Annotated in this window: 10 protein-coding genes; 9 read left to right on the plus strand and 1 reads right to left on the minus strand. The window is 53.8% G+C overall.

Annotation, left to right across the window (positions count from 1 at the left end):
* Positions 1-53 precede the first annotated feature (53 nt).
* Positions 54-1,520, minus strand: a complete 1,467-nt coding sequence (locus PUP29_RS12125; RefSeq protein ID WP_079545460.1) for a succinate CoA transferase — start codon at positions 1,518-1,520, stop codon at positions 54-56.
* Positions 1,521-1,767: 247 nt separating this feature from the next.
* Between PUP29_RS12125 and PUP29_RS12130 the strand changes: the two genes are divergently transcribed.
* The 9 genes from PUP29_RS12130 to PUP29_RS12170 all read left to right on the plus strand — a co-directional run bounded on the left by PUP29_RS12130 (position 1,768) and on the right by PUP29_RS12170 (position 11,590).
* Positions 1,768-3,126, plus strand: coding sequence for an aldehyde dehydrogenase family protein (locus PUP29_RS12130; RefSeq protein ID WP_079545458.1), 1,359 nt, complete (start codon positions 1,768-1,770; stop codon positions 3,124-3,126).
* A 13-nt stretch (positions 3,127-3,139) separates the two neighbouring features.
* Positions 3,140-4,408: an RNA polymerase factor sigma-54 gene (gene rpoN, locus PUP29_RS12135; RefSeq protein WP_079545457.1), complete on the plus strand. Its 1,269-nt coding sequence runs from the start codon at positions 3,140-3,142 to the stop codon at positions 4,406-4,408.
* An 82-nt stretch (positions 4,409-4,490) separates the two neighbouring features.
* The gene (locus tag PUP29_RS12140) at positions 4,491-5,630 is read left to right on the plus strand and encodes an acyl-CoA dehydrogenase (protein ID WP_079545455.1); all 1,140 of its coding nucleotides are present in this window, start codon (positions 4,491-4,493) and stop codon (positions 5,628-5,630) included.
* An 18-nt stretch (positions 5,631-5,648) separates the two neighbouring features.
* Positions 5,649-6,431, plus strand: coding sequence for an electron transfer flavoprotein subunit beta/FixA family protein (locus PUP29_RS12145; protein ID WP_079545453.1), 783 nt, complete (start codon positions 5,649-5,651; stop codon positions 6,429-6,431).
* 17 nt (positions 6,432-6,448) lie between these two features.
* Positions 6,449-7,474, plus strand: coding sequence for an electron transfer flavoprotein subunit alpha/FixB family protein (locus tag PUP29_RS12150; RefSeq protein WP_079545451.1), 1,026 nt, complete (start codon positions 6,449-6,451; stop codon positions 7,472-7,474).
* A gap of 466 nt (positions 7,475-7,940) precedes the next feature.
* Positions 7,941-8,888: an L-lactate dehydrogenase gene (locus PUP29_RS12155; RefSeq protein ID WP_079545449.1), complete on the plus strand. Its 948-nt coding sequence runs from the start codon at positions 7,941-7,943 to the stop codon at positions 8,886-8,888.
* A 14-nt stretch (positions 8,889-8,902) separates the two neighbouring features.
* Entirely contained in the window at positions 8,903-10,267 is a 1,365-nt protein-coding gene (gene fumC, locus PUP29_RS12160) for a class II fumarate hydratase (protein ID WP_353423453.1), read from the plus strand.
* Between the two features lie 133 nt (positions 10,268-10,400).
* Positions 10,401-11,201, plus strand: coding sequence for a CoB--CoM heterodisulfide reductase iron-sulfur subunit B family protein (locus PUP29_RS12165; protein WP_079545446.1), 801 nt, complete (start codon positions 10,401-10,403; stop codon positions 11,199-11,201).
* Between the two features lie 38 nt (positions 11,202-11,239).
* Positions 11,240-11,590 carry a 4Fe-4S dicluster domain-containing protein gene (locus tag PUP29_RS12170; RefSeq protein ID WP_079547767.1) on the plus strand — a complete coding sequence of 117 codons (351 nt, stop codon included), beginning with the start codon at positions 11,240-11,242 and terminating at the stop codon, positions 11,588-11,590.
* Positions 11,591-11,687: the final 97 nt, after the last annotated feature.

Genomic DNA, 11,687 nt, shown 5'->3' on the forward strand with positions numbered 1-11,687 from the left:
ATAATGGCAATAAAAAAGGCATGGGTGGTGAACCATGCCTTTTTTATTGCAGTTTACTTCCCTTGGAAAACCTCGCTTAAAAGCTGCGGCGTATGCTTGTGCGCACACTGCGCGCAGGCGCGGTCGAGATAGTCATGAAGCTGGGGCCGGAAATCCGGGTGCGCACAGATATCGATGATTTTCCGGGCGCGCTCGAGCGGCGTAGTGCACCGCAGGTCCGCATAGCCGTATTCCGTTACGAGAAAATGGATATCATGCTCTGTATGATCTACATGCGTGACGAACGGAACGATGCAGGAAAGCGTGCCGTTTTTCGCGGTGGACGGCGTCATGAAGATAGAAAGCCCCGCGTTCTGGGCAAAATCACCGCTGCCGCCGATCCCGTTCATGATGCGCGTTCCATTGATGTGCGAGGAATTGACATTACCGAAGATATCGGCCTCGATCGCCGTATTCATGGCGATCACGCCGAGCCGGCGGATGACCTCGGGATGGTTGCTGATCTCCTGCGGCCGCAGCATGATCTTATCCCTGTAATTTTCAAAATTCGCTTTGTAATGCTCCTCAAAGTCCGGAGATACCGTAAGAGACGTACCGGACGCAAAGGAGATCTTGCCTGCGTCGATCAAGTCGAACACAGCGTCCTGCAGGACCTCGGAATAGACCTTGAGGTCTGTAAAATCGGATGCCTTGAGGCCGGCGAGCACGGCGTTCGCAACGCCGCCCACGCCCGACTGGAGCGGAGGAAGCGGCACAGGCAGCCGTCCGGCCTGCGTTTCCTTGGTAATGAGCTCGATGATATTATCTGCGATTTTTTGGGAGATATCGTCTACCGGCTGCACAGCGCGTCCATGGTCTGGGATATCGGAATAGACGATCGCTGCGATCTTATCGAAATCGCACGGATAATAGTCCGTGCCGACCCGGTCGTCTGCATGGATGATCGGGATCGGCTTTGAATTCGGGACGCGTTCTACAGTATACACATCGTGAATGCCGCGCAGCGATTCAGGCTGCGTCGTATTGACCTCCAAAATAACGTGTTTCGCACATTCAATATAGGTATTGGCCGCGCCGATGGACGTGGAGGGAATCAGATGCCCTTCCTCGTCGATACCGGAGATCTCAACGATGGCAAAGTCGATATCCCCGAAAAAGCCGTTTTTTGCCCATACGGCCACCTGACTTAAATGAACATCAAAATAATCGATCTCCCCCGCGTTGATCGCATTCCTGACGGTGGAATTCGTCTGATAGGGCGTGCGGCGCTTCATGGCCCCGCTGCGCGTAAGAGCGCCGTCGATCTCATCGCCGACGGAAGCCCCCGTCATTACTGTAAGGTTCAGCTGCTCGCCGGTCGCTTCCGCACGGCGTGCGATCGCGAGCGGCACTGCCTTGGCATGGCCGGCGGGCGTGAAGCCGCTCATGCCGATGACTGCGTTTGGATAGATGAGCTTTGCAGCCTCATCCGCACTCATGACCTTGCTGAGATATTTTTCACATTTGATTCTTTCGTGCATAACATTCCCCTCCGTTTCAGGCGCGCAGCCAGTGCGCAATGTTACAATTATCACAATTCTATATTATACACTGCCGCCCGCCTTTTTGCATCCCCCAAAATCCGTTTCAAAACTTAGGAATCACTTTGTGATAAAAATAACTTTTTTTACTTACTTTACTATGAATTTTTTGGAAAAACCTCTATAATAGTAAAGGTAAAACTGTATATAAAATTAATGAAATAAAAAAATTTAGGAGGATGTAGAAATGGCAACAATTGCGGAAATTTTCGAGCGTGCGCATAAGGCGCAGGCCGAATACGAGAAGAATGCCACGCAGGAACAGGTCGACGCAGCGGTGAAGGCGATCGGAAAGGTCGTTTACGATCGTGCGGAGGAACTCGGCAAACGTGCGGTGGAAGAATCCGGCATGGGCGTCGTGGAGGATAAGATCGCGAAATGCCAAGGCAAATCGAAGTGCATCTGGAACAGCCTGAAGGGGAAAAAGTCCTATGGCATCATTGAGGAAAACAAGGAAACGGGCATCATCAAGGTGGCGAAGCCGAAAGGAGTCGTTGGGGCGGTAACACCTGTCACAAATCCGGTCGTCACACCTATGTGCAATGCGATGTTTGCGCTCAAGGGAAAAAATGCCATTGTAATTGCGCCGCATCCGCGCACGAGCGACCTCAATAAATATGTGGTAGACCTTTTCCGGGCGGAGCTGAAAAAGCTGGGACTTCCGGAAGATCTGATCCAGACGATCGAGCATCCTTCGCTCGATATGACGCAGGAGGTCATGAAAACGGCGGACGTCGTTGTGGCGACAGGCGGTGCAGGGATGGTGAAATCTGCATATTCGAGCGGAAAACCGGCGCTCGGCGTTGGACCGGGCAACGTTCAGGTCATTATCGACCGCGGAATCGATTACGACGCGGCGGCTTCCATGATCATTGCGGGCCGCAAATTCGACAACGGCATCATCTGCTCGGGCGAGCAGTGTGTAATGATCCCGCAGGATGAATATGATACGGTCATCAAAGCCTTCGAGAAGAACGGCGCGTATTATATCGACGACGCGGAAACGGTAGAAAAATTTGCTAAGACGATTTTCCCGGACGGGGTGATCAACAAGAACGTCGTAGGACAAAGCGTACAAAAGATCGCATCCCTCGCGGGCGTAGAAGTGCCGGAGGGAACGAAGGTCGTGCTTCTCAAGGCGCGCGGACGCGGTAAGGCTGACCTGCTGTGCAAGGAGAAAATGTGCCCGTTCATGATCGCGATCGCATACGATACGTTTGAAGATGCGATGAGCGCGGCTTACGAGAACCTTTGCTACGAGGGCAAGGGGCACACCTGCTCGATCCATTCGAATGATATGGAGCATGTGCGTATGGTGGGCGAATATATGCCGGTCAGCCGTATCGTTGTGAATCAGCCGTCTTCGACAACGGCGGGCGGCGCGCTTACGAACGGATTCTCGCCGACGACGACGCTCGGCTGCGGTTCGTGGGGCAACAACAGTATTTCCGAGAACCTCAACTACACGCACCTGATCAATATTTCGCAGATCGGCCTTTACAATAAGGATAAGAAGATCCCGACAGACGAAGAGATCTGGGCATAAAGGAAAATAAGACATGCAGCTTTCGGTTGAAACGAAGCAGGTACAGTCGCAGGCAGTATCGCAGCAAATGCAGCAGGCGCTGTTCCTGCTTCCGAAAAATGCATGGGAATTGAATGAGTATGTTCGGGAGCAGGCCCTTGAGAATCCTATGCTCGAGGTCCGGGAGCCGCAGTGGCAGGAGCGGGAGCTATATCCCGGTACGGCATACCGGCAGACGGAGTGGGAGAAGCCTGCTTCCGGAACGCTTGCAGAGCGGCTTGCAGAGCAGCTTGACTTCAGGCGGCTCGATGCAGGCAGCCTGCGCGCTGCAAAAGAGATCATTGCAGCATTGGATTCGCGGGGATATTTCGTAGAGCCGCTTGCGGACATTGCGAAGCTATGCCGGGTAAGCGATGCTCAGGCAGCGCGGGCGCTTGCGGCGGTACAAGCGCTTGAACCTGCGGGCGTAGGGGCGCGCAGCCTTTCCGAATGCTTGTGCCTGCAGCTTGAACGCTGCGGACAGAAAGACGAAGCGCTCTACAGGATCGCAAGGAACTATTTAGACGAGCTCGCACGCAGAAAATATGCGGCGATCGCTTCCGCGCTTGGAATATCGGCTGCAAAAGCGAAAAAATATTGCACGTTCCTTCGCTCTCTTAAGCCGGGCGTATCGAATGTGACGCAGGAAGCTGCGGCACAGTATGTGTATCCCGAGATCGTTGTTGAGAAGACTGGAGATACGCTCCGTGTATATCTGGACGAAAGGCGGCTCATACGGCCGGCGGTTGATGTCTCGTATCAGATAGATGGAGCCGACAGCCGGGCAGCAGCTTATCTTCGGGAACGGCGGACTGCTGCAAAGAGGCTTGTGCAGTCGGTGGACCTGTGGAAGACCATGCTGCGGCGGACGGCGGAAAAGATCGTGCTCGCGCAGAGCGGTTATTTTTTGAACGGTGCGGCACTTGAGCCTTTGAAAATGGCAGATATCGCGGACGGGCTCGGCGTGCATGTATCGACGGTCAGCAGAGCAGTGGCGGGGAAGCATTTGATTTATGATATGGAGGTGCTTCCTCTCAAAAAACTTTTCTCACGCGGCATCACAGGCGCGGAAAAGCAGGTGAGCGGGGATTATATTAAACGGAATATCCGCAAGCTGCTTGCGGCGGAGCCGGGGCTTCCGGATAACGCGGTCGCGGAGCGCATCAAAAGCTGCGGCATCGAGATCGCACGGCGGACGGTCGCAAAATACCGCAGGGAGATGGGGATCGCGTCTTCCTACCGCAGGAACAAGGAAAAAATATGAAGAAGCGCGGCGGTCCGGCAGGATGCGCGCGCCGTATAGGCTGCCCGCGGCAGAGACGGGGGCAAAACATTAGGAGAACGATATGGATTTCACATTAAGCAAGGAACATCAAATGCTAAGGACCCTCTTTCGGGACTTTGCTGAAAATGAAGTGAAACCGCTCGCGGAAGAATTGGACGAACAGGAGCGCTTTCCGGTCGAGACGGTGGAAAAGCTGAAAAGATACGGCTTTTTAGGCATACCCTTCCCCAAGGAATACGGCGGGCAGGGCTGCGACACGCTGGCATACGTGCTGTGTGTGGAAGAGCTTTCCAAAGCGTGCGCGACAACGGGCGTAATTGTGTCGGCGCACACCTCTTTAGGCTCCGATCCGATCAAAAAATTCGGGACGGAGGAACAGAAACAAAAATATCTCGTGCCGCTCGCGAAGGGCGAACATATCGGCGCGTTCGGCCTGACAGAGGCAGGGGCGGGGACGGATGCTTCCGGCCAGCAGACAAAAGCGGTTCTGGAAGGCGATCATTATGTTTTAAACGGCACAAAGATATTTATTACGAACGCCGGTTATGCGGATACGTACATTATTTTTGCCATGACGGATAAATCCAAAGGAAATCACGGTATTTCGGCGTTTATCGTCGAAAAAGATTTTCCGGGCTTTTCCGTAGGGAAAAAGGAACTGAAAATGGGGATACGCGGCAGCGCGACGGCGGAGCTCATCATGGAAAACTGCATCGTGCCGAAAGAAAATCTGCTCGGCAAGGAAGGACAGGGCTTCAAGATCGCGATGGCGACGCTCGACGGCGGCCGTATCGGGATCGCTGCGCAGGCACTGGGAATTGCCGAAGGCGCATTCAATGAGACGGTGGCCTATGTGAAAGAACGAAAGCAGTTTGGGCGGCCTCTTTCCAAATTCCAGAACACACAGTTTGTGCTTGCAGACCTCAAGGCGCGTATCGACGCAGCGCAGCTGCTCGTTTACCGGGCGGCGCTCGCCAAAGATACGATGGATCGGTTCTCGGTGGAATCGGCGACTGCAAAGCTCGTAGCCGCGGAGACGGCGATGGAAGTGACGACAAAATGCGTTCAGCTCATGGGCGGTTATGGATATACGCGGGAATATCCCGTAGAGCGCATGATGCGCGACGCGAAGATCACCGAGATATATGAGGGCACCAGCGAAGTGCAGCGCATGGTTATTTCCGGTGCGGTGCTGAAGTAAGGCAGGAGGGAAAAGAGAGTGAATATAGTTGTTTGTATCAAGCAGGTACCGGATACGAATGAAGTAAAGCTCGATCCGAAAACGGGCACGCTCATTCGCGAGGGAGTTCCCTCCATTATCAATCCGGACGATAAGGCAGGCCTTGAAGCAGCCCTGAGGATCAAGGATAAAACGGGAGCAAAGGTCAGCGTGATCTCCATGGGGCCGCCGCAGGCGGACCTCGCTCTGCGCGAAGCGCTTGCAATGGGAGCGGATGAAGCGATCCTCGTGACCGACCGGGCATTCGGCGGGGCGGATACATGGGCGACATCTTCAACGCTTGCATCAGCGCTCAAAAAGCTGCCGTTTGATTTGATTATCACAGGACGGCAGGCGATTGACGGCGATACGGCACAGGTCGGGCCGCAGATTGCCGAGCACCTTCATCTTCCGAATATCAGCTATGCGGAAGAACTGGAGGTGGAAGGAGACAGCATCATCGTAAAACGGCAGTACGAGGACCGGTACCATATTTTGAAAGCAAAAATGCCGTGCCTCATAACGGCGCTGGCGGAGCTGAATGAGCCGCGGTATATGACGCCGATGGGGATATGGGATGCGTACCGCGAAAAAGAGGTTGCGGTCTGGACGCTGGAGGACCTTGACGTAGACCGGACGAACATTGGCCTTAAGGGATCGCCCACGCGGGTATGGCGTTCCTTTACGAAGCCTCTTAAGGCGGCGGGTACAGTCGTGAATACAGATGTTCAGGATTCCGTGGAATTCCTGATGGACTCGCTCCGCAGTAAGTTCGTACTGTGACGGAAAGTGGTGATACAATGAATATACAGGATTATAAAGGCGTATTCGTATTCGCACAGCAGGAGGACGGCAAGCTTGCGGGCGTATCGCTCGAGCTGGTCGGCAAGGCGAGAGAGCTTGCAAAAGACCTCGGAACAGAGGTGACGGCGGTCGTCCTTGGTTCAGAAATCGGGGACATGGCAAAAAAGCTCGGACGTTATGGCGCGGACAATGTGATCCTCGCGGACGATCCGGGGCTGAAAGTTTATATGACGGAGCCGTACGCTCATGTTCTGACGCAGATCATACGGGAGAAAAAGCCGGAAGTGGTGCTTTATGGAGCGACGGCGATCGGCCGCGATCTTGCGCCGCGCGTATCTGCGCGCGTGCATACCGGCCTTACGGCAGATTGTACGGGACTTGAGATCGATCCGGAAACAAAGAATCTGCGCATGACGCGTCCTGCGTTTGGCGGAAACATCATGGCGACGATCATCTGCCCGGAATTCCGGCCGCAGATGGCTACGGTACGCCCCGGCGTGATGCAGCGCATTCATCCGGCGGAGGCTTCTTCCGCGAAGGTGGAGAATTATAAAGTGGATATTCCGCAGGAAAGCTTCAATGTAGAGATACTCGACATCGTGAAAAAAGTCAGCGATAAGATGGATATTCAGGATGCAAAGGTGCTCGTTTCGGGCGGACGGGGCATGGGCTGCCCGGAAAACTTCAAGCTTTTGGAGGACCTTGCGGCCGCGTTTGGAAACGGCGCGACGGTAAGTTCTTCGCGTGCGTGCGTGGACGCGGGCTGGGTGGAAAAGGACAGGCAGGTCGGCCAGACGGGCAAGACAGTTCGTCCGAATCTTTACATTGCCTGCGGTATTTCGGGGGCGATCCAGCATCTTGCGGGCATGGAGGACTCGGATATCATCATTGCGATCAACAAGGATGAATATGCACCGATCTTCGAAGTGGCGGATTATGGCGTAGTAGGAGACGTAACGAAAATATTGCCGCTTTTTACAGAGCAGGTGAAGCAGGCCATCTCCGCCAAGAACGAGGCATAAAGAAAAGGGCCAACTCTTATTGGCCTTTTTCTTTATCAGCAGAATGTTAAAATAAAGGGAGAGGTTACGCGCGGACTGTAAACTTGTGAAAAAAAAGACAATGATGCGTTAAAAAACCATGAACTTTATGCCTTTGTTGATGCGGAAGTATTTACAAGGGCATCATAATTTGTTAAAATATACACAAACTTTGTTTTTGATGGATGATGCGTATGGGGAACGCCTGATCCGCAGGCTGAGAAGTGGGAGATGCAGGTACAAAAAGGAGCGCGGAAGACTGCGTTCTGGGTATGACTGTATGGCGCATGGAAAAGCACGGATAAGGGCTCGTATCGAATATCAAAAAGAGAGGGCGTACGCACCTTGGGTAACTGATGTGCGGAATGCCTGCTTTTTTTGAAACGGGAAATTTGGCCGGCGGCCATTTAGGTTTGCAGTATGCAGCGATATTTTAGGAGGATGTAGTATGAGCAGGAAAGTAACGATAATCGGCGCAGGAAGCGTTGGCTCCACGATCACGTATACGATGGCGGTAAACGGGCTTGCTTCCGAGATCGTCATGATCGACGTCAATACCGAGAAAGCGCTGGGAGAGGCGATGGATATCCGGCAGGGCACGCCGTTTTGTTCGCCGATCTCGATTTATGCGGGCACCTATGAGGATGCAAAGGACTCCGATGTGGTGGTCATCACTTCGGGCGTACCGCGGAAAGCCGGACAGTCCCGTATCGACCTTGCGCAGACGAATGTAAACGTGATCCGTGAGATCACGCCGGAGATCGTCAAATATGCTCCGGATGCGATATATATTCTTGTCAGCAACCCGGTGGATGTGCTGACCTACACGTTCTGCAAGGTATCAGGGCTGCCGGAAAGCCGGATCATTGGCTCGGGAACGATCCTCGATACGGCCCGCCTGCGTTCGCGTCTTGCGGAATACCTCGGGCTCAGCCAGAAGAGCATCCATGCCTATGTTATGGGCGAGCATGGCGACAGCTCTTTCGTGCCGTGGTCTACGGCGCGCGTAGGCAGCGTAGAGATTTTGGACGACAAGGGAGGCTTCAATTTTGCGGGACGTATCAAGGCAAAGATCAATCCGGATGAGATCGAGCAGTATATCCGCACATCCGGCGGTAAGATCATCGAACGCAAGGGCGCGACGTTCTATGCGATCGCCATTTCGGTATGTCATATCGTAGACTGCCTGTTCGGAAGCTCAAACCGCGTTATGACGGTATCCTCCATGCTGCACGGGGAATATGGAATTGACGACGTATGCCTCTCGATCCCGTTTATTTTTGGGCCGGACGGAATTTGCGGCAACGTGCTTCCCGCAATGACGGAACAGGAACTCGAGAAGCTCCAGCACAGTGCGGACGTCCTTAAAGGCGTTATCAAACAGGTCAATATCTGATTGGAGGGAACTATATGGAATACCGTATCGAACGGGACTCGATGGGAGAAATGAAAGTTCCGGCGGATAAATATTGGGCGGCGCAGACGCAGCGCAGTTTACAGAATTTTGAAATCGGCGGCGAGGTGATGCCGCGCGAGATCACGCATGCGTTCGGGATACTGAAGAAAGCGGCGGCGATCGCGAATTTTAACCTTGGCAAAATCAGCGCGGAAAAGAAAGACGCGATTGCGGCGGCGTGCGATGAGGTGATCGCAGGGAAGCTGAACGAGCATTTTCCGCTTGTGGTCTGGCAGACAGGCAGCGGTACGCAGTCCAATATGAACGCGAACGAGGTGATCGCAAACCGCGGGAACGAGATCGCAGGAGAAAAGCTGCTGCATCCGAACGACGACGTGAACAAATCGCAGAGCTCGAACGATACGTTCCCTACGGCAATGCATATTGCCGCGGTGCTTGGGATAGAAGACAAGCTGATGCCGCAGATGGATGCGCTGATCAAAACGATGAAGCGCCTTGAAAAAGAAAACGAAGGCATTGTAAAAAGCGGACGTACCCATTTGCAGGATGCAACGCCCATCGCATTTTCACAGGAGATCAGCGGTTGGCGTAATATGCTCGAAAAGACGAGGGAAATGCTGAAAGCGGCGCTGCCCGGTCTTAGGGAGCTTGCGCTCGGCGGCACGGCAGTAGGAACCGGCCTGAATGCGCCCGAGGGGTTTGCAGAGGAGATCGCGAAGCAGGTAGGGATTCTCACCGAAAAAGATTTTGTGACGGCAGAGAACAAGTTTCATGCGCTTACGTCGAAAGACGATCTGGTATTTGCACACGGCGCGCTCAAAGCGCTGGCGGCGAATTTGATGAAGATCGCGAACGATGTACGGTGGCTGGCGAGCGGTCCGCGCTGCGGGCTCGGTGAGATATTTATCCCGGAAAATGAGCCGGGAAGCTCTATTATGCCGGGTAAGGTAAATCCGACCCAATGCGAAGCCATGACGATGGTGGCCGTGCAGGTGATGGCAAACGACGTTGCGGTCGGAATGGCGGCCTCGCAGGGGAATTTTGAGCTGAATGTGTTCATGCCGGTGCTCATTTATAATTTTCTGCAATCCGTGCGGCTTCTTGCAGACGGGATCGCGTCGTTCAATAAAAACTGCGCGGCAGGCATTAAAGCCAATCGGGAGAAAATGGCCCACAACCTGCACAATTCACTGATGCTGGTGACGGCACTCAACCCATATATCGGCTATGACAATGCTGCAAAAACAGCCAAAAAGGCCTTTCGGGAAAATATTTCCCTGAAAGAAGCCTGTGTGGCGCTCGGCTTCCTGACGCCGGAGAAGTTTGACGAGGTGTTCCACCCGGAAGAAATGGTATGACCGGGAACGGCAGAGCTTTATGGTATAGGGCGGAAAATCTGCCTTATGACGATGCAGGCTCTGCCGATAAAGGGAGGCTGGCTCGAATTGATTAACCTGCCCGACGGGGCGAGCGATAGAGTTTGGAGGCAACATGAAATTTAGTTATTATCCGGGCTGCACTTTGAAAACAAAGGCAAAAGAGCTGGATCGATATGCGCGGGAGTCCGCGCAGGCGCTGGGGATAGACCTCTGTGAGCTGCCGGAATGGCAGTGCTGCGGCGCGGTCTATCCGATGGCGAGCGACGAGATCGCGACGAAGCTGTCGGCGGTGCGGGCGCTTGCGGACGCGAAAAAAGAAGGCGGCGAGCTGGTTACGCTTTGCTCCGCCTGTCATCATGTAATAAAGCGCGTAAACGGCGACATGCAGTCAAACAGTGATATGCGCGGAAAGGTGAACCGTTATCTGCAGCTTGAGGAAGAGTATGCGGGCGAGACGACCGTACTGCATTATCTTGAGATGCTGCGCGACCGCGTAGGCTGGAGCGAGCTGAAGAAAAAGGTGACAGCCCCGCTTAAGGGAAGAAAGATCGGGGCATATTACGGCTGTCTGCTGCTGCGGCCTGCAAAGGAGATGCAGTTTGACAACCCGGAAAATCCGTCGATCTTGGAGGATTTTATTGCCGCGATTGGCGCGACTCCGGTAAAATATCCTTACCGCAACGAGTGCTGCGGCGGATATGTAGTCGTGGAAGACAAGGAGGCGCCGAAAAAGAAAAGCGGAAACGTTTTGCGGTCGGCAGAAAAGCATGGAGCGGAGGCTGTTGTGACGGCGTGTCCGCTTTGCATGTATAATTTAGAGGAAAACAGCGCTGAGACAGGCGTTTCGGTCTATTATTTCACGGAATTGCTTGCAGAGGCGCTGGGGCTTAAGAAAGGAGGCGGAGCGCAGTGACGGAGGCGCAGAAGGACCTCAAGGAACAGGTGCTCAGAATGAGCGGCGTCGATCCGGGCAAATGCATGACATGCGGAAAATGCTCGGGAACGTGCCCTGCCTATGACGAAATGGAATATCACCCGCATCAATTCGTCTCGATGGTGAAGAAGGGGAATATTGAGCCGCTGATGCGGTCGGAGTCTTTATGGCAGTGCCTTTCCTGCTTTGCGTGCATGGAACGCTGCCCGCGCGGCGTGGAGCCGGCGAAGCTCATTGAGGCGGTACGATTGCTCGTGATCCGCGAAAAAGGGAACAATCATCTGAATGCGCAGGAGATTCCGGGAAAGCTGGATGAAAATATACCGCAGCAGGCGATCACCAGCGCGTTCAGAAAATATGGGAAGTAAGACGGCAGTTATGACAGGACTGCCGTATGAAAGGAAAGAAACGGTTAGGCTTTTCGGCGTTTGGCAAAGTGCCTGTCAGGATTTCGGGCAGGCGCCC

This window comes from Christensenella massiliensis (assembly GCF_040409835.1).
In the GTDB taxonomy this organism is placed as follows: Bacteria; Bacillota; Clostridia; order Christensenellales; family Christensenellaceae; genus Christensenella; species Christensenella massiliensis.

What these genes read in the sequence shown, in the direction of transcription:
- PUP29_RS12140 (WP_079545455.1), top strand. Translation starts at nt 4,491, where the DNA reads ATGGATTTCACATTAAGCAAGGAACATCAAATGCTAAGGACCCTCTTT.
- fumC (WP_353423453.1), top strand. Translation starts at nt 8,903, where the DNA reads ATGGAATACCGTATCGAACGGGACTCGATGGGAGAAATGAAAGTTCCG.
- PUP29_RS12165 (WP_079545446.1), top strand. Translation starts at nt 10,401, where the DNA reads ATGAAATTTAGTTATTATCCGGGCTGCACTTTGAAAACAAAGGCAAAA.
- rpoN (WP_079545457.1), top strand. Translation starts at nt 3,140, where the DNA reads ATGCAGCTTTCGGTTGAAACGAAGCAGGTACAGTCGCAGGCAGTATCG.
- PUP29_RS12150 (WP_079545451.1), top strand. Translation starts at nt 6,449, where the DNA reads ATGAATATACAGGATTATAAAGGCGTATTCGTATTCGCACAGCAGGAG.
- PUP29_RS12155 (WP_079545449.1), top strand. Translation starts at nt 7,941, where the DNA reads ATGAGCAGGAAAGTAACGATAATCGGCGCAGGAAGCGTTGGCTCCACG.
- PUP29_RS12170 (WP_079547767.1), top strand. Translation starts at nt 11,240, where the DNA reads ATGAGCGGCGTCGATCCGGGCAAATGCATGACATGCGGAAAATGCTCG.
- PUP29_RS12130 (WP_079545458.1), top strand. Translation starts at nt 1,768, where the DNA reads ATGGCAACAATTGCGGAAATTTTCGAGCGTGCGCATAAGGCGCAGGCC.
- PUP29_RS12125 (WP_079545460.1), bottom strand. Translation starts at nt 1,520, where the DNA reads ATGCACGAAAGAATCAAATGTGAAAAATATCTCAGCAAGGTCATGAGT.